Source organism: Streptomyces sp. BBFR25 (genome assembly GCF_044590125.1).
Taxonomy (GTDB): domain Bacteria; phylum Actinomycetota; class Actinomycetes; order Streptomycetales; family Streptomycetaceae; genus Streptomyces; species Streptomyces canus_D.
In genome coordinates, this window is the sequence record NZ_CP172447.1 from 5,456,008 (window position 1) to 5,475,968 (window position 19,961).

Below are 19,961 nucleotides of genomic sequence, written 5' to 3' on the forward strand. Positions count from 1 at the left end.
GAACACCGTGTCGTGCGGCGCCGTAGTGCTGGATACTGCGGGCAGCCGCCTCCGGTGACCGGTGCCGGACGCGGTGAGCTGGAGGGGACGGTTCGCGTGAGCGAGATACCAGCGAGGGCCAAGGAGTCCACGGAGTCCGAGGACCCGTCGGCAGACGCGCCACTCGGTGACGCGGTGTGGCAGAGCAGCCCGCCCGGCTCCATCTACGACTACATCAAGGTCGCCTCCTTCTCCATCGGCCCCGACGGACTCGTCGACCAGTGGAGCCTGCGGGCGGAGCAACTGCTCGGCATCCGCGCCGAGGACGCCGTGGGCACCGATCCCATCGAGGCCTTCATCGACCCCGACCTGCGCGAGCGCGGCCAGCGCAAGATGACCGAGATCCTCGACGGGCGGGAGTGGACCGGTGTGGTCCCCTTCCGGGCACCGGACGAGGCCGAGGGGACCGGCCGGCACGCGGGGGGCCGGGGCGGGCGGCGCGGGCTCGCCGAGGTGTACGTCATGCCGACGCGCACCGAGGACGGGGAGAAGGCCGCCGTCTGCATCGTGGTCGACGTCCGCGTCCTGCGCAGCATCGAGACCGACCTCGCCGCGTCGCAGGCCATATTCGGCCAGTCTCCGTTCGGGTTCCTGCTGATCGACCCCGACCTGCGGGTGCGCCGCGCCAACCAGCGGTTCGCCTCCACCTTCGGCGGCACCCCCGACGACCACCGCGGCAAGGGCGTCCACGACTACCTGCCGCGCGCCGAGGCCGACCGGGTCTCCGCCACCCTGCGCCGGGTGCTGGAGACCGGCGAGTCCATCACGGACATGCACGTCACGGGCTTCGTGCCGGGCACCGAGGAACGCCGCCACTGGTCCGTCAACCTCTACCGCGTGCACAGCGGTTCCGGCCGGCCCATCGGCGTCGCCTGGCTCGGCACCGACATCACCGCCCGCCGCCAGGCCGCCCGCGAGGCCGCCGCCGCCCGGCGCAACCTCGCCCTCCTCAACGAGGCCGGCGCCCGCATCGGCAACTCCCTCGACCTGGAGACCACCGCCCGCGAACTCCTCGACGTCGTCGTCCCCGGCTTCTGCGACCTGGCCACCGTCGACCTCTACCAGGGCCTGCTGGTCGGCGACCAGAGCCCGCCCGGCCTCGCCGACGGCAGCGCGGAACTGCGCCGTGTCGCCTTCTCCAGCGCCGTCTCGGACGCGCCCTTCCTCGGCACCGGCGAGCGGGTCAAGCTCGGCGCCGTCCACCACTACCCGTTCAACTCGCCCTGCGCGGACGCCCTGCGCACCGCCCGGCCGCGCAGCGTCCCCGCCGAGGACGGCGGCCTGGTGCAGTCCACGCTCGCCGTGCCGATGGTCGCCCACGACACGGTCGTCGGACTCGTCCAGTTCGCCCGCACCAAGGGCAGCGAGCCGTTCGGCGACCGCGACCGCGACCTCGCCGTGGAGCTGGCCGCGCGCGCCGCCGTCTGCATCGACAACGCCCGCCTCTACCGGCGCGAACACGAACGCGCGCTGATACTGCAGCGCTCGCTGCTCCCGCCCGGCGACCCCGAGGCGTCCGGACTCGACATCGCCTGCCGCTACCTGCCCGGCGAGGCGGCCACCGGCCGGGCCAGCGAGGTCGGCGGCGACTGGTTCGACGTCATCGAACTCCCCGGGCACCGCACCGCGCTGGTCGTCGGCGACGTCATGGGCCGCGGTCTGCGGGCCGCCGTCGCCATGGGCGAACTGCGCACCGCCGTACGCACCCTGGCCCAGCTCGACCTCGAACCGGCCGAGGTGCTCTCCCAGCTGGACGAGATCGCCCGCGGCCTCGGCGCCCCCTCCGGCGTCCAGCAGGCCACCCGGGCCGCCCGCCGTCCCCGCGAGGCCGACCTGTCCGAGGTCTACCTGGCGACCTGCGTGTACGCCGTCTACGACTCGGTGACCCGGCGCTGCACCTTCGCCAACGCGGGCCACCTGCCCCCGGTCCTGGTCGAGCCCGGGGAGACCGCGCTGATGCTGGACGTGCCGCCGGGCCTGCCGCTCGGCGTCGGCGGGGAGCCCTTCGAGGAGGTGGAGGTCGAACTGCCCGAGGGCGCCCTGCTCGCCCTCTACACCGACGGACTGGTCGAGAGCCGCGACCACCCCCTCGACGAGGGCCTCCAGGCCTTCGTGGGCGCCCTCACCGACCCCGCCCAGCCCCTGGAGGACGTCTGCGACCAGGTCCTCAACACCCTCGACAGCCACCACGGCGAGGACGACATCGCCCTGCTGATGGCCCGCGTCCAGGGCCTGCCCAGCGACTCGGTCGGCGACTGGACCCTGCCGCGCGAGCCGCGCAGCGTCGGGCGGGCCCGGGAGTACGCCCGCGCGCGGCTGCTCGCCTGGGACATGGAGCCGCTGGTCGACACCACGGAACTGCTCGTCAGCGAACTCGTCACCAACGCGCTCCGCTACGGCGAGGGCGAGATCAGGCTCCGCCTCCTGCTCGACCGCACCCTGGTCTGCGAGGTCTGGGACTCCGGCCTGGTCCAGCCGCGCCGGCGCCGCGCCCGCGACACCGACGAGGGCGGCCGCGGCCTGCAACTGGTCGGCCTGCTCAGCGCGGCCTGGGGCTCACGCCGTACGCCGCGCGGCAAGACGGTCTGGTTCGAACTGCCCCTGCCGGGCGCCGACACCCAGCTCACCGACCCGGCGGAGGCTCTGCTGAGCCTGTTCTGACCCGCCCCGGAGTCGTACGCGTCCGGGCCCGCCGGGCGCGGCGCACATGCGTGTACCCGGCCAGCAGCAGGGCCGCCCCGGCCGCGACCAGGGGCGGCACCAGATCCGCGGAGATCATCGCCACGCACCCCTGACCGCAACCGGAACACCGGTTCGAGTCGTCCCCGCTGGCACCACGCTCGCAGCGTATGCGCGGCGGCCGGTCACCGCGACCGGGCCGGGTCACAGGGAGGGGACACCGTGGAGGACACGGAACCGAAAGAGACACCCGACAACGAAAGCAGCACGGGTGGTGCGGGTGGGGCACCGAAAAGGACGAAGCGGCTCCGCCGCACCCGCCGCATCACTCTCGCCGTCCTCCTCGTCCTGCTCCTCCCCGTCCTCACCGCCGAGACCGCCCTCCGCATCAACTACATGGGCGACCCCGCGGACGGCACCCGCACCCGCGACCGCGACGCGATGTGGCTCGGCCACGCCTGGGTCGACGGCCGCAAGAAGGACGCGGACCTCACCGCGCTGGCCCGCGGCCTCGAGACCACCGGCATCCGGGACCTGTACGTGCACACCGGCCCGATGGAGCACGACGGCACGCTGCCCGAGTCGCTGTACCCGCGGGCCCGCTGGCTGGTGGACGCCGTGCACCGCGAGATGCCCGGCGTCCGCGTCCAGGCGTTCCTCGGCGACGTCCTCGCCACCGAGAGCCCCGACGGCATGCGCCTGGAGAAGGCCGCCACCCGGGCCGCCGTCGTCGACTCGGCCCGCCAGGTCCTGGACGTGGGCTACGACGGAGTCCACCTCGACCTGGAGCCGCTGCACTCGGGCGACCGGAACTACCTCTCCCTCCTGGACGACGTCCGCGCCGTCACCCGCGCCCGCGACGCGCAACTCTCCGTTGCCGCCCACCAGATCGACCCGCTGCCGGGCTTCCACTCCTTCTGGGGCACGGTCGCCGGGCACCCCAAGTGGTGGTCCCAGGAGTTCTTCGGCCAGGTCGCCCGCCGCGTCGACCAGATCGCCGTCATGTCGTACGACACCATGCAGCCGTTGGAGAGCCTGTACGGCGGCTACGTCGCCCAGCAGACCTCACTGGCCCTGGAGGCCACCCCGCCGACGACCCACCTCCTGATGGGCCTGCCCTTCTACCACGAGAACCGCTTCGGCCACTGGAACCACGCGGAGACCGTCGCCGCCGCCGTCCGCGGCGTCCGCCTCGGCCTGTCCCGCACGGACGCCGACCGGGAGCGCTTCGGCGTCGCCGCCTACATCGACTTCGCGGCGACGGAGAAGGACTGGACGTCATACCGGGACGGCTGGGTCGGCTAGGACCGGTCCCGTGACCGGCGTCCGATCTTCGAGCCCAGCCACACCAGCGGGTCGTACTTGCGGTCCACGGCCCGTTCCTTCAGCGGGATCAGCGCGTTGTCCGTGATCTTGATGCCCTCGGGGCACACCTCCGTGCAGCACTTGGTGATGTTGCAGTAGCCGAGGCCGTGTTCGTCCTGGGCGGTGCGCGACCGGTCCAGGCCGGTGTCGCCGGCGGCGTCCAGCGGGTGCATGTCCAGTTCGGCGACGCGCATGAGGAAGCGCGGGCCCGCGAAGGCGGGCTTGTTCTCCTCGTGGTCCCGCACGACATGGCAGGTGTCCTGGCACAGGAAGCACTCGATGCACTTGCGGAACTCCTGCGAGCGGTCCACGTCCTCCTGCATCATCCGGTACTCGCCCGGCCCGAGGTCGGCGGGCGGCACGAAGGCCGGGACCTCGCGGGCCTTGGTGTAGTTGAAGCCGACGTCCGTCACCAGGTCCCGGATCACCGGGAAGGCGCGCAACGGCGTGACGGTGACCGTCTCCTCGCGGGTGAACACGGACATGCGGGTCATGCACAGCAGCCGGGGCCGCCCGTTGATCTCCGCCGAGCACGAACCGCACTTGCCCGCCTTGCAGTTCCAGCGCACCGCGAGGTCGGGGGCCTGGGTGGCCTGGAGGCGGTGGATGATGTCGAGCACCACCTCGCCCTCGTTCACCTCGACCGTGAAGTCCTCCAGGCCGCCGCCCTCCACGTCACCGCGCCACACCTTGAAGCGGGCCTCGTAGCCGCTCATTCGGACAGGCCCTCCAGTTCCTCGTCGGCGAGGTACTTCACCAGCTCCTCCTTGTCGAAGAGGGCGAGCAGGTCGGGCCGGATCGGCTCGGTGGTCTGCCGCTCCAGGGCGATCCGGCCGCGCTCAGGGTCCGCCGCCGCGAGGTCGTCCGCCGGGTCGGCTGGCGAGCAGAGCAGGTTGACGGGGCGCCAGCGCCGGTCCATCGACGGATGGTCCTCCCGGGTGTGCCCGCCGCGCGACTCGGTGCGCTCCAGCGCGGCCCGCGCCACGCACTCGCTGACCAGCAGCATGTTGCGCAGGTCCAGGGCGAGGTGCCAGCCCGGGTTGAACTGCCGGTGCCCCTCCACCCCGGCCCGGCGGGCGCGCACCCGCAGCTCCGCCAGCTTCTCCAGGGCCTGTTTCATCTCCGCCTCGCGACGGATGATCCCCACCAGGTCGTTCATGGTCTGCTGGAGTTCCTGATGGAGGGTGTACGGGTTCTCCGGCGGCCCGGCGTCGGGCTCCCGCGTCTCGGCGGAGAACGGCCGCAGCGCCTCCGCGGCGGCGGCGTCGACCTGCGCGTCGTCGACCCGGGTGCGCGCGCCGCCGTCCGACCGGTCCGCCGCGTACTCGGCCGCGTACCGCCCCGCCCGGCGCCCGAACACCAGCAGGTCGGACAGCGAGTTGCCGCCCAGCCGGTTGGAGCCGTGCATGCCGCCGGCCACCTCACCGGCCGCGAACAGCCCCGGCACCCCGCGCGCGGCGGCGGTGTCGGAGTAGACGGCGACGCCGCCCATCACGTAGTGGCAGGTGGGCCCGACCTCCATCGCCTCCGCCGTGATGTCCACGTCCGCCAGCTCCTTGAACTGGTGGTACATCGACGGCAGTCGGCGCCGGATCACGTCGGCGGGCATCCGGGTCGACACGTCGAGGAAGACCCCGCCGTGCGGTGAGCCGCGGCCCTCCTTCACCTCGGCGTTGATCGCGCGGGCGACCTCGTCGCGGGGGAGCAGCTCGGGCGGGCGGCGGTTGTGGTCCGGGTCGTCGTACCAGCGGTCGCCCTCCGCCTCCGACTCGGCGTACTTCTCCTTGAAGACGTCCGGGATGTAGTCGAACATGAACCGCTTGCCCTCGGAGTTGCGCAGCACCCCGCCGTCGCCGCGCACCGACTCGGTGACCAGGATGCCCTTCACCGACGGCGGCCAGACCATGCCCGTCGGGTGGAACTGCACGAACTCCATGTTCAGCAGCGGCGCCCCGGCCAGCAGCGCCAGGGCGTGACCGTCGCCCGTGTACTCCCACGAGTTCGACGTCACCTTGAACGACTTGCCGATGCCGCCGGTGGCGATCACCACCGAGGGCGCCTCCAGCACGAAGAAGCGGCCGCTCTCGCGCTCGTAGCCGAAGACGCCCGAGACCTCGCGGCCCTGCTTGAGCACGCGGGTGACCGTGCACTCCTGGTAGACCTTCAGCCGGGACTCGTGGTCCCCACTCTCGCGGAAGTCCTCCTGCTGGAGCGAGACGATCTTCTGCTGGAGGGTGCGGATCAGCTCCAGACCCGTACGGTCGCCGACGTGGGCGAGGCGCGGGTACTCGTGGCCGCCGAAGTTGCGCTGCGAGATCCGGCCGTCCTTCGTACGGTCGAACAGCGCGCCCCAGGTCTCCAGCTCCCACACCCGCTGCGGGGCCTCCTGGGCGTGCAGCTCGGCCATCCGCCACTGGTTGAGGAACTTGCCGCCGCGCATGGTGTCGCGGAAGTGGACCTGCCAGTTGTCGCCGGAGTTGACGTTGCCCATGGAGGCGGCGATGCCGCCCTCGGCCATCACGGTGTGCGCCTTGCCGAACAGCGACTTGCAGATCACGGCCGTACGGGCACCCCGCTCGCGGGCCTCGATCGCGGCGCGCAGTCCGGCGCCGCCCGCGCCCACCACGACGACGTCCCATTCCTGCCGGTCGACCACGGACATCAGAACAACCTCGGATCGTCGAAGGCACCGGACGCGACCAGGTAGACGTAGAAGTCGGCGAGCGCCACGCTCACCAGCGACGCCCAGGCGAGCTGCATGTGCCGGGCGTTGAGCCTGCCCACCAGCTGCCACATCCGGTAGCGCACGGGATGCCGCGAGAAGTGCCTTAGCTTGCCGCCGACGATGTGCCGACAGGAGTGGCAGGAGAGCGTGTACGCCCAGATCAGCACGATGTTGGCGAGGAACACCAGGGTGCCGAGCCCCATGTGCCCCCACGCGTAGTGCTCGTCGCGGAAGGCGAGCACGGTGTCGTAGGTGAGGATGAGCGCGACCAGCAGCGCCGCGTAGAAGAAGTACCGGTGGACGTTCTGCAGGATCAGCGGGAAGCGGGTCTCGCCGGTGTACTTCTTGTGCGGCTCGGCCACCGCGCAGGCCGGCGGGGACGCCCAGAAGCCCCGGTAGTAGGCCTTGCGGTAGTAGTAGCAGGTCAGGCGGAAGCCGAGCGGGAAGATCAGGATGATGATCGCGGGGGAGATGCCCCACCAGGTCCCGAACAGCTCCCAGTTGGGGCCGCCGCGCATCGGCTCGCAGTTCTCCGCCAGACAGGGGGAGTAGAAGGGCGAGACGTACGGGGCCGCGTAGTAGTCCGCGTTGGCGAAGGCCCGCCAGGTCGAGTAGACGACGAAGGCCAGCAGGCCCGCGGCGGTGGCGGCCGGTGCCAGCCACCAGCGGTCGGTGCGCAGGTGCGGGGCGCGGATGGCGGCGCGCGTCGGGGTGTGGACGCCACCGCCCGGGGGACGGTCTTCGGTGGCTGGAGGTTCGGTACCAGTTGCCACTGGGCGGCTCCGGTCGGTCGGGTCGGGTTCAGGGAGCGCGGCGGTCGCGGGCGCCGAGGCCCTCGTCGTCCGAGTCCGTCCACAGCGAGCCGTCGTACGGCGTGTCGGGGATCGGGACGAGGTCCGGGCGCTTGGGCGCGTCCGGCGCGGCAGCCGCCGCCCGCAGCAGCGCGAGGCTCTCGCGCAGGTGGTCGGCGTCGGTGCGGACCCGGCGGACCTCCAGGCCGCCGCTGCCCAGCTGCTGTTCCAGGCGGGTCACCGTCCGGGACAGCTCGTCGAGGCTGCGCTGCACCGATGACAGATCGTCGTGCACGGACAAGACGTGACCTCACTTCCGTCGGACACGGCAGGGTGCGCCGGGCGTGGGAGCGACGCTCGTGCGCCTGAGAGTGTCGCGCGTCACACCAGCCGCTGGGAAGGGATGTGCCGTGATTGGCCGGGGCGTGTCGGTGCATCGCGGGTGGCGTTGAGCCGGACGGGTGAGGTTACGCACCGTCGTCGCCGTGTCTCCCGGCGTCGCCGAACCGTTTCCCCTTCAGTGGCCGCATCCCCGTCCGGATACAAATGATCAACTTGAATACCGCAAATCTCGCAAACGCGGCTTTCCGGAGGTAGCAGAGATGTCCCACGTCGGCGTCGGACCGCGCGCGGTCATGCGTTCGGTCGCCTTCCTCACCGCGGGTGCCCTCGCGGTCCCGGCGCTGGCCGGATGCACCTCCGAGGACCCGTCGGGCAAGCCGCTCGCCGAGCAGGACGTCGCCGCCGCGGCCCGCGCCCGGGTCGCCGACGGCGGCACCCTGCGCTGGGCGGTGGACTCCGTGCCGGACACGCTGAACGCCTTCCAGTCGGACGCCGACGCCACCACCACCCGCGTCGCACAGGCCGTACTGCCCTCGATGTACCGGATGGACGGGACCGGCAGCCCGGTGCGCGACCCCGACTACCTGGAATCGGCCGAGGTCGTCGACACCGAGCCCAAGCAGGTCGTCGTCTACAAGCTGAACCAGCAGGCAGTCTGGAGCGACGGCCGGGAGATCGGCGCCGCGGACTTCGCCGCCCAGTGGCGCGCCCTGTCCGGCAAGGACAGCGCCTACTGGACCGCCCGCAACGCCGGTTACGACCGCATCGAGAAGATCGAGCGCGGCGCGAACGACCTGGAGGTCAAGGTCACCTTCAGCCGGCCCTACGCCGACTGGAAGGCCCTGTTCACGCCGCTGTACCCGAAGGACGTCACGGGCACCCCCGACGCCTTCAACGACGGCGCCCGGCGGACGCTCAAGGTCACCGCGGGACCCTTCGCGGTCAAGAAGGTCGACACCAAGGGCGACCAGGTCGTCCTCACCGGCAACCCGCGCTGGTGGGGCGAGCCGGCGAAGCTGGACCGGATCGTGCTGCGCGCCGTCCCCCGCGACGAACGGGTCTCCGAACTGGTCGCGGGCAAGCTCGACCTCGCCGAGATCGACCCGGAGACCGCCGACGAGGTCGGCCTGGCCGCCGGGCCCCGCGACCCCGCCACCGGCACCCCGCTCATGGGCCCCGGCGGCACCCCGGCCCCCGGCCCGCAGGGCAGGTCCGCCGCCGAGGCGCTGCGCTCCTGGGCCCTCGCCCACGGCTCCGACGAGGAGGCCGCCGAGGAGGAGGCCCTCGCCCGCGAGGAGCGGCGCGAGGCCGAGGCGAAGGCCCGGAGCCGGCAGCAGGCCCTGAGCGGCTTCGAGGTCCGCAAGTCGCTGGAGCCCGCCTACACCCAGCTCGCCCTCAACGGCTCCGACGGCCCCCTCGCCGACGAGCGCGTCCGCAGGGCCGTGGCCCGCGCCCTGGACCGCGGGAAGCTGGCCGAGGCGGTGCTGAAGCCGCTCGGCCTGCCCACCGACCCTGTGGGCAGCCATCTCGCGCTGTCCGGCCAGCCCGCCTACGCCGACGGCAGCGGCGCGCTCGGCGAGCAGAACGCCAAGGAGGCCCGGGCCCTGCTCGCGGACGCCGGATGGGTCCCCGGCGGCCCCGTGAAGAAGAAGGACGGGGAGGAGGCGGCCGGCGCCGAGAAGGACAAGGACGACAAGGACGAGAAGGACGGCGAGAAGTCCGAGGGCGACGACGACGGCACGTACATCGTCGGCGAGGACGGCAAGAACGACGACGGCAAGAACGACGACGGCAAGAACGACGACGGCAAGAACGACGACGGCAAAGATGGCGGGAAAGACGACGGCGACGACGCCAAGGACGGCGCCGACCAGGAGAGCGGCGAGAAGCACAGCAGCGGCAAGAACACCGCGCAGGGCGGCGCGCCCGGCGCCTACGCCCCCAAGGGCACCGCGGCCCCGGCGGGCTCGGCGGCGGCCCCGCTCGCCAAGGACGGCAAGGCGCTCACCCTCCGCTTCGTGCTCCCCTCCGGTCCCGGCTCCCAGACCCTGCGCACCGTGGCCGACCGCATCACGGACATGCTGGCGGAGATCGGCATTGGCACCGAGATCACCAAGGTGCCGGACGAGAGCTACTTCAAGGACCACGTCGCCGCCGGCGAGTACGACCTGGCGCTCTACTCCTGGCCCGCCTCCGCCTTCCCGGCCACCGACGCCCGCCCCATCTACGCCAAGCCCGTCCCGGCCGCCGACGGTTCCCTGAACGTCGCGCAGAACTACACCCGGGTCGGCACCGACCAGGTCGACCAGCTCTTCGACCGGGCCATGACCACCCTGGACCAGAAGGAGGCCCGGGACCTGCTGCGCAAGGCCGACTCGCGGATCTGGGCGGCGGCCGGCTCCGTCCCCCTCTACCAGCGCCCCCAACTGGTGGCGGCCCGCGAGAACCTCGCCAACGCGGGAGCCTTCGGCTTCGAGACGCCGGTCTACGAGGACATGGGCTACCTCAAGAAGGGCGCCCAGGGCTCCCGCCCTTCCGCCCCGTCCTCGGTCCCGCCCTCGTCCTGAACCCTCCTGGCGAGCCGCAGTCCCCGGGGCCCCGTACCATTGGGTGAGGCCGTGGCATGTACCGCCCGGCAGGCCCGCGTGACACGGACGTCCGCGAGGGCCGTCCTCACACCCTCCGGGAGTACGCCTCACATGACCGCGTCTACAACGCGTCACGACATCCGCAACGTCGCCATCGTTGCCCATGTCGACCACGGCAAGACCACGATCGTCGACGGAATGCTCAAGCAGGCCGGTGCCTTCGCCGCGCACCAGCTCGAAGGCGTCGACGACCGCATGATGGACTCGAACGACCTGGAGCGTGAGAAGGGCATCACGATCCTCGCCAAGAACACGGCGGTGAAGTACCACCCCAAGGATGGCGGCGACGTCATCACCATCAACATCATCGACACCCCCGGCCACGCCGACTTCGGCGGCGAGGTCGAGCGCGGTCTGTCGATGGTCGACGGTGTGGTGCTGCTCGTGGACGCCTCCGAGGGCCCGCTGCCGCAGACCCGGTTCGTGCTGCGCAAGGCGCTCAGCCAGCGGCTGCCGATCATCCTGTGCATCAACAAGACGGACCGTCCGGACGCCCGCATCGACGAGGTGGTCAACGAGACCTACGACCTCTTCCTCGACCTGGACGCCGACGAGGAGCAGATCGAGTTCCCGATCGTCTACGCCTGCGGCCGGGACGGCGTCGCCTCCCTCACCAAGCCCGAGGACGGCACGGTCCCCTCCGACTCCACCAGCCTGGAGCCGTTCTTCTCGACGATCCTGGACTACATCCCGGCGCCGACCTACGACGAGGACGCCCCGCTCCAGGCCCACGTCACCAACCTGGACGCCGACAACTTCCTCGGCCGCATCGCGCTGCTGCGCGTGCACCAGGGCGAGCTGAAGAAGGGCCAGACCGTCGCCTGGATGAAGCGCGACGGCTCCGTGCAGAACGTGCGGATCTCCGAGCTGATGATGACCGAGGCGCTCACCCGCAAGCCCGCCGAGAAGGCCGGCCCGGGTGACATCTGCGCGGTCGCCGGCATCCCGGACATCATGATCGGCGAGACCCTGGCCGACGTGGAGAACCCGGTACCGCTGCCGCTGATCACGGTGGACGAGCCCGCGATCTCCATGACCATCGGCACCAACACCTCCCCGCTGGTCGGCCGCGGCGCCACCGGCAAGGGCGCCGACAACAAGGCGGTCGTCAAGGACCGCAAGGTCACCGCCCGCCAGGTCAAGGACCGTCTGGACCGCGAGCTGATCGGCAACGTCTCGCTCCGCGTCCTGGACACCGAGCGCCCCGACGCCTGGGAGGTGCAGGGCCGCGGTGAGCTGGCGCTGGCCATCCTGGTCGAGCAGATGCGCCGCGAGGGCTTCGAGCTGACCATCGGCAAGCCGCAGGTCGTCACCAAGGAGGTCGACGGCAAGACGTACGAGCCCGTCGAGCGCATGACGATCGACGTGCCCGAGGAGCACATGGGCGCCGTCACGCAGCTGATGGGCGTGCGCAAGGGCCGCATGGACAACATGTCCAACCACGGCTCGGGCTGGGTCCGCATGGAGTTCGTGGTGCCCTCGCGCGGTCTGATCGGATTCCGGACGGAGTTCCTCACCCAGACCCGCGGCACCGGCATCGCCCACTCCATCCACGAGGGCCACGAGCCCTGGTTCGGCACCCTGACGACCCGTAACAACGGCTCGCTGGTCGCCGACCGCTCCGGTGCCGTCACCGCGTTCGCGATGACCAACCTCCAGGAGCGCGGCGTGCTCTTCACGGACCCCGGCACCGAGGTGTACGAGGGCATGATCGTCGGCGAGAACTCCCGCGCCGACGACATGGACGTGAACATCACCAAGGAGAAGAAGCTCACCAACATGCGGTCCTCCTCGGCCGACTCCTTCGAGGCGATCGTGCCGCCGCGCAAGCTGTCGCTGGAGCAGTCCCTGGAGTTCTGCCGCGACGACGAGTGCGTCGAGGTGACCCCGGAGGCCGTCCGCATCCGTAAGGTGAACCTGGACGCCCGCGAGCGCGCCCGCGCCGCCAGCCGCGCCAAGCACGGCTGACCCACGGCACGCCGGACGGCACCGGACACCACGGCTCACGTGGTGTTCGGTGCCGTTTTGGCGTGATGCCGACGCAGGTGGGGCGCGGGTGTAGGGAAAACCCTCGATTTCCCGGCGGGGTGGGGCAGGGTGGGCAGTCCCGCACTAACCTGCGCGGAAGCACTGGACCCGGGGGTCGGCGCCGGCGGGGGTGCCGGGCGCGGGACACACCTGCGGGTCAGCTTGCACCCAGCGCACGTTACGCGCAATCAATTTCTGTCGCGCGGACGTCCGTTATACGGACGGTCACCACCGTTAGATGTGTAACAAGTCCGTTTCGCAGCGATCTCGTACCAAACCCTTTGTCCGGATTTTGAAAGATCTGGCCCCTATCTGTGATCGAACCGAGACCTCGAACCTGTGGTTCGTTCCCCGGAGGATGGCAGATAGTTAGGCGCGTAGAGCTCGGATAAACGGGTCACGCGCTGACGGGGCGCAGGCTCGCGAGCGTGAGGGTGCCAGGCGATCTCATCACCGGCCGATGGCCGGAATGTGTCGCGTGCTCCTCTTTGCGGTGAACCAGCGGATTCATGAGGAGGAACCCATGCGAGGTGCCACAAGCGCCATATGGGTCGCGTCGTCCCCGATGGCAGGTGTAGGCCCCGCGGGTGCGTTCAGTGCCGTCACGGTTGATGCGGCAGCGGCCCGGCGTCGCGAACTTCCTTGACGTCGTGTGCCGTCGGTCGGTAGCCGCCGATCGCGAGCCAGGGTTCTCCCGGGGCCGTGCCGCCCCTCCGTCTTTGTTCCCCTCGCGCGCTGCGAAAGACGTACGCCGTGCGAAGGCCGTCGGCCCCGTGCACTCCCGACGACCTCCTACCTGTGAAATGGACGAATCATGACGAGTCCAATCGAGATTGAGGGTGCTGAAGCCTCTTCCGTCTTGGACAAAGAGAGCGCGCCGCAGGGCGACGCCCCGAAGCCCAAGGAGCCGGAAGGGCGCAAGCCCGGCCAGTTGATGTGGGCGCGCTTCAAGCGCGACCGGGCCGGTGTGATCTCTGCCTTCGTCGTCCTGTTCTTCTTCGTGATCGCGGCGGCGGCGCCGCTGATCTCGAAGGTCTACGGCAAGGACCCGTACACGCTGTACGGGCAGGACAACCCCGACCTCCTGGACATGTTCACCATGCCCGCCGCGCCGTACGGCGGCATCGACGGCGACTTCTGGTTCGGCATCGAACCGGGCCTGGGCCGCGACGTGTTCACCCAGCTGCTGTACGGCATGCGCAACTCGATGGCCACCGCGCTGGCGGCTACCCTCATCATGACGGTCCTGGGCGTCCTGATCGGCCTGGCCGGCGGCTACTTCGGCGGGAAGATCGACTACTGGCTCGGCCGGATCACCGACTTCTTCATGGCCCTGCCCAGCCAGCTCTTCTTCGTCGCCGCGATGCCCGTCATCACCACGGTGTTCGTCGCTCCGGACAAGGAGACGCCCACGTACGTGCGCGCCGCCGCGATCATCATCGTGCTGTCCTTCCTGGGCTGGATGAGCATGGCCCGCATCGTCCGGGGCGCCACGATGTCGCTGCGCGACCGGGAGTTCATCGAGGCCGCCCGCATCTCCGGGGCCTCGCCCTGGCGCATCCTCCGCAAGGAACTGCTGCCCAACATCGTCACTCCGACACTGGTACAGGCGACGCTCACGCTGCCGAGCACCATCCTCAGCATCGCGTTCCTGTCCTTCGTGGGCGTGGGATACGTCGAGCCCACGCCGGACTGGGGGCGGATGTTCGCCATCGGTGCCGACATCGTCGAGCAGGACCCGTACTACATGCTCTTCCCCGGAGTGGCCATGGTGATCTTCATTGTGGCCTTCAACCTCCTCGGCGACTCGGTGCGGGACGCCTTCGACCCCAAGGGGAACCGCTGAGGCCCAGGGGAAATCCCCCCACATCCTCGCCAGGCCGGTTCGGTGCCGCTCAGCCCGGTCCCGGCCACGTACCAGCAGCGCTCACTACTCACAGGCAGGTGGATTCGTCCCTATGAGCATTCTCCGTAACCGCACCGCGACGGCCGCTATAGTCGCGGTCGCCGCCGGCGCCCTCACCCTCACCGCCTGCGGTGGTGGCGACAGCGACAGCTCCGCCAAGGACAACAGCAAGAAGAAGGAAGACGCCAAGTCGCAGTCGAAGCCGGTCCAGATCGGCGACGCGCAGGCCTCCACCGGCCCGGCCCCCGAGGTCCCGGGCGCCAAGCCCGGCGGCACCATGACCGTCTACCAGACGGCGGACTTCTCCCACCTGGACCCGGGCCAGATCTACGTCTCGGACGGCAAGCTGCTCAGCCGCCTCATCTTCCGCGGTCTGACCCAGTACAACGAGGACGAGAACGGCAACCTGACCGTCGTGGGCGACCTCGCCACCGACGCGGGCAAGCAGACCGACGGCGGCAAGACCTGGACGTACACCCTCAAGGACAACCTGAAGGACGCCAACGGCAACCCGATCAACTCGGCGGACATCCGCCACACGATCGAGCGGATGTACTCCAGCTACATCACCGACGGCCCGACCTACCTCCAGCAGTGGCTGTCCGGCGACGGCACCACCTACCGCGACGCCTACGCGGGTCCGGACAAGGGCAAGCACCTGCCCGACAACGTCCTGGAGACCCCGGACGACAAGACGATCGTCTTCCACTTCAAGACGGCCCGCCCCGACCTCCCGCAGATGCTGACCATGCCCGGTTACAGCGTCGTCCCGGAGGAGACGGACACCAAGGAGAAGTACGACAACGCGCCCGTCGCCGTCGGTCCGTACAAGATCGCCGACTTCAAGCCGGGCAAGTCCATGAAGCTGGTCAAGAACACCCAGTGGGACCCGAAGTCCGACTCGGTGCGCCACCAGTACGTCGACGGTTTCAACATCGAGATGAACCACGACGACGAGGACCAGACCAAGACCCTCCTCGCCGACCAGGGCGAGGCCAAGAACGCCATGATGTTCACGGGTCAGGTCGCCACCACGCAGCTCCAGAAGGTGGTCGGCGACAAGGACGCGATGAAGAACCGCACGATCCAGGGCTACGCCCCGTACGTGTGGCAGCTGAACTTCAACATGGACCGCGTCAAGGACAAGAAGCTCCGTGACGCGATCACCCTGGCGCTGCCCTCCGACTCGGTCTTCAAGGCCGACGGCGGTGCCTACGGCGGTGAGGTCGCCAACTCGCTGATGTCGCCCACCACCCCGGGCTACACCGAGTCGTTCGACCCGTTCAACCGCGCCAAGAAGCCGAACGGCGACCTCGCGGCCGCCAAGAAGCTGATCAAGGAGGGCGGCTTCGAGGGCAAGAGCCTCGTCTACGCCTACGGCAACACGCCCGAGCGGCAGAAGCAGGCGGTCCTGATCTCCACCGCGCTGGAGAAGATCGGTCTCGACATCCAGAAGAAGGAGATCGACTCCGCCACCTGGTACGAGCAGGTCGGCAAGGTCAAGAACGGCCTGGACCTCTACATGACCGGTTGGGGCCAGGACTGGCCGTCCGCCTCCACGGTCATCCCGCCGGTCTACGACGGCACGCAGATCCAGGACGGCGCGTCGAACTACTCGCACATCAACGACGAGCACGTCAACTCCGAGATCAAGCGCATCCAGCAGATCACGGACACGGCGGAGGCCACGAAGGCCTGGCACGACCTGAACGAGTACATCTCCAAGGAAGTGAACCCGGCGGCCCCGATCTACTACACCAAGGTCTTCCAGATCTTCGGTTCGAACGTCGGCGGCATCCGCTACAGCTCTGACTCGAGCTACGTGGACGTGACCCGGGTCTTCCTCAAGAAGTAACCCGTCCGGCCGGGAAACCGGTGGCGGGCGCGCTGCGGAGCGCCCGCCACCGGGCCCGGACCTCCTCCAGTCCTCCCCATTCCACTGCCGCAGTCCTGAGAGCAGCTGTCTGCCATGCTTCAATTCCTCATTCGCCGGTCCTTCGGCGCGGTGCTGATCCTGGTGTTGATCAGTGCCTTCACCTTCTTCATGTTCTTCGCGATCCCGCAGGACCCGGCCATGCTGGCCTGTGGCAAGAACTGCACTCCGGACGCGCTGGAGATCATCCACAAGAACCTGGGCCTCGACAAGCCGGTCCCGGTGCAGTACTGGAACTTCCTGGTCGGCATCTTCGCCGGCCGTGACTTCGCCGTCGGCCACTGCGACGCCCCCTGCTTCGGCGTCTCCTTCGCCAACAACCAGAACGTCTGGGACACGATCCTCGACCGCTTCCCGCTGACCGTCTCGCTGACCGTCGGTTCCCTGATCGTCTTCCTGATCGTCGGCCTCGGCGCCGGCCTGGTGGCCGCCAAGAACCGCGGCACCTGGATCGACAAGGTGTTCAGCTCCGGTTCGCTGGTCGTCAGCTCCCTGCAGATCTACTTCCTCGGCCCGCTCGTCCTGCTGGCCCTCGTCTACAGCACCGGCTGGCTGGAGAAGCCCAAGTACGTGCCGATCTCCGAGGACGTGGCCGGCTGGTTCGCCGGTCTGCTGATCCCCTGGCTCGTCATGGCGACCATCTTCACCGCCAACTACACCCGTATGAGCCGGTCGTCGATGATCGAGCAACTGCAGGAAGAGCATGTGAAGGCGGCCCGCGCCAAGGGCATGTCGGGCAACTACACCTTCTTCCGCTACGCCTGGCGCGGCTCGCTCGTCCCCATCGTCACCATCCTCGGCATCGACCTGTCCGCGCTGATGGGCGGCGGCATGGTGACCGAGATGACCTTCGGCCTGGCCGGGGTCGGCCGGCTCGCGCTGGACTCGGTCATCAACAAGGACCTGCCGATGCTGATGGGCGTCATGCTGGTCAGCGCCGCGCTCATCATCGTCTTCAACCTGATCGTGGACGCCATGTACGCAGTCATCGACCCGCGCGTGCGCCTGTCCTAGGAGAACCACCGTGACCACTCAGACCAAGCCCGAAGCGGCCCCGGCCGCCGCCGCGGGGGACGCGTTTCTCTCGGTGCGCGACCTCAAGGTCCACTTCTCCACCGAGGGCGGCGTCGTCAAGGCGGTGGACGGACTCTCCTTCGACCTGGAGCGGGGCAAGACCCTCGGCATCGTCGGCGAGTCCGGCTCCGGCAAGTCGGTGACCAACCTGGCCGTCCTCGGCCTGCACGACCGTCGCAGGACCGCCATCGAGGGTTCCATCACGCTGGACGGCCAGGAGCTGACCGACGCCAGTGAGAAGCAGCTGGAGAAGCTGCGCGGCAAGAAGATGGCGATGATCTTCCAGGACGCGCTGACCGCGCTGTCGCCGTACTACACGGTCGGCCGGCAGATCGCGGAGCCGTTCATGAAGCACAACGGCGCGTCCAAGAAGGACGCCCGGGTGCGCGCCATCGATCTGCTGCAGAAGGTCGGCATCCCGCACCCGCAGCAGCGGGTCGACGACTACCCGCACCAGTTCTCCGGCGGTATGCGCCAGCGCGCCATGATCGCGATGGCCCTCTCCTGCAACCCCGACCTGCTCATCGCGGACGAGCCCACCACGGCGCTCGACGTGACCGTCCAGGCGCAGATCCTCGACCTGCTCAAGGACCTCCAGCAGGAGTTCGGCTCCGCGATCATCATGATCACCCACGACCTGGGCGTGGTCGGCAACATGGCCGACGACATCATGGTCATGTACGCGGGCCGGGCCGTAGAGCGCGGCACGGTGCGCGAGGTGCTCAAGTCCCCGCAGCACCCGTACACCTGGGGCCTGCTGGGCTCGATGCCGAACCTCACCTCCGACGTCGACGAGCCGCTGATGCCGATCCCGGGGTCGCCGCCCTCGCTGCTGAACCCGCCCTCCGGGTGCGCGTTCCACCCGCGGTGCGGCTTCACCGACCTGGTCTCCGGCGAGCGCTGCTCGGGAGAGCGTCCGACGCTCCCGAACGGCCGCGCCGCCGCCTGTCACCTGACGGGGGACCAGCGGCAGCAGGTGTTCATCGAGAAGATTCAGCCCCGGCTGGGCTGAGCGGAAACCGGCGACTGGGGCATCACCATGAGCGACAACAGCAAGACGAACACAGCGGTGGCCGACAGCTTCCCGCAGCAGCGGGACGGCGACACCGCGCCGCTTCTCAAGGTCAGCGGGCTGGCGAAGCACTTCCCGATCAAGGGCGGCTTCCCGATCAAGCGCACCGTCGGCCACGTCAAGGCGGTCGACGGCGTCGACTTCGAGGTCTACCCGGGCGAGAGCCTCGGCCTCGTCGGCGAGTCCGGCTGCGGCAAGTCGACCACCGGCCGACTGCTGACCCGCCTGTACGAGCCGACCCGGGGCACCATCGAGTACCGGGGCCAGGACATCACCCGCGCCAACCGGCGACAGCTGGCGCCGATCCGGTCCGAGATCCAGATGATCTTCCAGGACCCGTACGCCTCGCTGAACCCGCGGCAGACCGTCGGCACGATCATCTCGGGCCCGATGGAGATCAACGGGATCAACCCGCCCGGCGGCCGGGAGAAGCGCGTCCGGGAACTCCTGGAGATCGTCGGTCTCAACCCGGAGCACTACAACCGCTTCCCGCACGAGTTCTCCGGCGGCCAGCGCCAGCGCATCGGGGTGGCGCGCGCCGTCGCCCTGGAGCCGAAGCTGATCGTCGCCGACGAGCCCGTCTCGGCCCTCGACGTGTCGATCCAGGCCCAGGTGGTGAACCTGCTGCAGGAAGTGCAGCGGGAGATGGGCATCGCGTTCGTCTTCATCGCCCACGACCTGGCGATCGTGCGGCACTTCTCGCAGCGCGTCGCGGTGATGTACCTGGGCAAGGTCGTGGAGATCGCGGACCGCGACTCGCTCTACAACCGCCCCCGCCACCCGTACACGCACGCCCTGCTGTCGGCCGTGCCCGAGGCGGACCTCGACGCCGAGAAGCGGGAGCGCATCCGGCTGGAGGGCGACGTGCCCTCGCCGATCTCGCCGCCCTCCGGCTGCCGGTTCCGCACCCGGTGCTGGAAGGCGCAGGACAAGTGCGCCACCGAGGAGCCGCCGCTCGTGCAGCTCTCCGGGAACCGTGAGGGCCACCTGACGGCCTGCCACTTCCCGGAGGAAGGCTCGACGGAGGCCAGGGCCGAGGACATCGTCATGGACCCGGGCCTGAAGGCGATGGAGGACGGCGCCGGCGGCGGCGCGGCGGTCTCCAAGGCCTGACAGCCACGCGCACAGGGGCCTGGCAGCCACGCACAGGGGCCTGACCGGCACGCACGGGCAGCCGGCGAAGAGGGGCGGCGGCGGGAGGAGGACTCCCGCCGCCGCCCTTCCGTGTGCCCCGGGCCTCCTGCACCCGTCCGGAGGACACCGGCAACCCGTACGGACCGGACGGGTGTGCGCCCCCGAGTACGCCCCCTGAGGCTGGACCCGAACGGACCGGCGGACGAGTCAGGGCACGAGGAGGCA

Annotated in this window: 13 protein-coding genes; 9 read left to right on the forward strand and 4 right to left on the reverse strand. The window is 70.0% G+C overall.

Features of this window, described 5'->3' with window-relative positions; translation table 11 throughout:
- Positions 1-96 precede the first annotated feature (96 nt).
- Together ACGH52_RS25040 and ACGH52_RS25045 are read left to right on the forward strand one after the other, a co-directional pair.
- Complete coding sequence (locus tag ACGH52_RS25040) at positions 97-2,700, forward strand: SpoIIE family protein phosphatase (RefSeq protein ID WP_210976800.1); 2,604 nt, start codon at positions 97-99, stop codon at positions 2,698-2,700.
- Between the two features lie 240 nt (positions 2,701-2,940).
- The gene (locus tag ACGH52_RS25045; protein WP_399942526.1) at positions 2,941-4,023 is read left to right on the forward strand and encodes a glycoside hydrolase family 18 protein; all 1,083 of its coding nucleotides are present in this window, start codon (positions 2,941-2,943) and stop codon (positions 4,021-4,023) included.
- Here the strand turns inward: ACGH52_RS25045 and ACGH52_RS25050 are convergent.
- From ACGH52_RS25050 to ACGH52_RS25065, 4 genes are read right to left on the reverse strand one after another with little or no spacing between them, the layout of a single operon-like run.
- Entirely contained in the window at positions 4,020-4,799 is a 780-nt protein-coding gene (locus tag ACGH52_RS25050) for a succinate dehydrogenase/fumarate reductase iron-sulfur subunit (protein WP_059300755.1), read from the reverse strand. The genes ACGH52_RS25045 and ACGH52_RS25050 overlap by 4 nt on opposite strands.
- Positions 4,796-6,745 carry a fumarate reductase/succinate dehydrogenase flavoprotein subunit gene (locus ACGH52_RS25055; protein WP_399942529.1) on the reverse strand — a complete coding sequence of 650 codons (1,950 nt, stop codon included), beginning with the start codon at positions 6,743-6,745 and terminating at the stop codon, positions 4,796-4,798. Before ACGH52_RS25055 ends, ACGH52_RS25050 begins: the two co-directional genes overlap by 4 nt.
- Positions 6,745-7,581, reverse strand: coding sequence for a hypothetical protein (locus tag ACGH52_RS25060; RefSeq protein WP_059300753.1), 837 nt, complete (start codon positions 7,579-7,581; stop codon positions 6,745-6,747). Before ACGH52_RS25060 ends, ACGH52_RS25055 begins: the two co-directional genes overlap by 1 nt.
- 28 nt (positions 7,582-7,609) lie before the next feature.
- Positions 7,610-7,900 carry a hypothetical protein gene (locus tag ACGH52_RS25065; RefSeq protein ID WP_210976802.1) on the reverse strand — a complete coding sequence of 97 codons (291 nt, stop codon included), beginning with the start codon at positions 7,898-7,900 and terminating at the stop codon, positions 7,610-7,612.
- A gap of 301 nt (positions 7,901-8,201) precedes the next feature.
- Here ACGH52_RS25065 and ACGH52_RS25070 point away from each other — a divergent pair, with 301 nt between their 5' ends.
- The 7 genes from ACGH52_RS25070 to ACGH52_RS25100 all read left to right on the forward strand — a co-directional run bounded on the left by ACGH52_RS25070 (position 8,202) and on the right by ACGH52_RS25100 (position 19,715).
- Positions 8,202-10,508: an ABC transporter family substrate-binding protein gene (locus ACGH52_RS25070; RefSeq protein WP_399942533.1), complete on the forward strand. Its 2,307-nt coding sequence runs from the start codon at positions 8,202-8,204 to the stop codon at positions 10,506-10,508.
- A gap of 132 nt (positions 10,509-10,640) precedes the next feature.
- Positions 10,641-12,557 carry a translational GTPase TypA gene (gene typA / locus ACGH52_RS25075; protein WP_059300750.1) on the forward strand — a complete coding sequence of 639 codons (1,917 nt, stop codon included), beginning with the start codon at positions 10,641-10,643 and terminating at the stop codon, positions 12,555-12,557.
- A gap of 874 nt (positions 12,558-13,431) precedes the next feature.
- Positions 13,432-14,463 carry an ABC transporter permease gene (locus ACGH52_RS25080; protein ID WP_059300749.1) on the forward strand — a complete coding sequence of 344 codons (1,032 nt, stop codon included), beginning with the start codon at positions 13,432-13,434 and terminating at the stop codon, positions 14,461-14,463.
- 112 nt (positions 14,464-14,575) lie between these two features.
- Positions 14,576-16,378, forward strand: a complete 1,803-nt coding sequence (locus ACGH52_RS25085; protein ID WP_121700913.1) for an ABC transporter substrate-binding protein — start codon at positions 14,576-14,578, stop codon at positions 16,376-16,378.
- 114 nt (positions 16,379-16,492) lie between these two features.
- Positions 16,493-17,470 (forward strand): ABC transporter permease, encoded by a 978-nt coding sequence (locus tag ACGH52_RS25090; RefSeq protein WP_121700912.1) that lies wholly within the window; start codon positions 16,493-16,495, stop codon positions 17,468-17,470.
- 10 nt (positions 17,471-17,480) lie between these two features.
- On the forward strand, positions 17,481-18,542 hold the full coding sequence (locus ACGH52_RS25095; protein WP_121700911.1) for an ABC transporter ATP-binding protein: 1,062 nt from the start codon (positions 17,481-17,483) through the stop codon (positions 18,540-18,542).
- Positions 18,543-18,569: 27 nt separating this feature from the next.
- The gene (locus ACGH52_RS25100; protein WP_399942539.1) at positions 18,570-19,715 is read left to right on the forward strand and encodes an ABC transporter ATP-binding protein; all 1,146 of its coding nucleotides are present in this window, start codon (positions 18,570-18,572) and stop codon (positions 19,713-19,715) included.
- The last annotated feature ends 246 nt before the right edge of the window (positions 19,716-19,961 follow it).

Coding starts and splice junctions, on each gene's coding strand:
- ACGH52_RS25050 (WP_059300755.1), bottom strand. CDS start 4,799: ATGAGCGGCTACGAGGCCCGCTTCAAGGTGTGGCGCGGTGACGTGGAG.
- ACGH52_RS25055 (WP_399942529.1), bottom strand. CDS start 6,745: ATGTCCGTGGTCGACCGGCAGGAATGGGACGTCGTCGTGGTGGGCGCG.
- ACGH52_RS25070 (WP_399942533.1), top strand. CDS start 8,202: ATGTCCCACGTCGGCGTCGGACCGCGCGCGGTCATGCGTTCGGTCGCC.
- typA (WP_059300750.1), top strand. CDS start 10,641: ATGACCGCGTCTACAACGCGTCACGACATCCGCAACGTCGCCATCGTT.
- ACGH52_RS25080 (WP_059300749.1), top strand. CDS start 13,432: ATGACGAGTCCAATCGAGATTGAGGGTGCTGAAGCCTCTTCCGTCTTG.
- ACGH52_RS25085 (WP_121700913.1), top strand. CDS start 14,576: ATGAGCATTCTCCGTAACCGCACCGCGACGGCCGCTATAGTCGCGGTC.
- ACGH52_RS25090 (WP_121700912.1), top strand. CDS start 16,493: ATGCTTCAATTCCTCATTCGCCGGTCCTTCGGCGCGGTGCTGATCCTG.
- ACGH52_RS25100 (WP_399942539.1), top strand. CDS start 18,570: ATGAGCGACAACAGCAAGACGAACACAGCGGTGGCCGACAGCTTCCCG.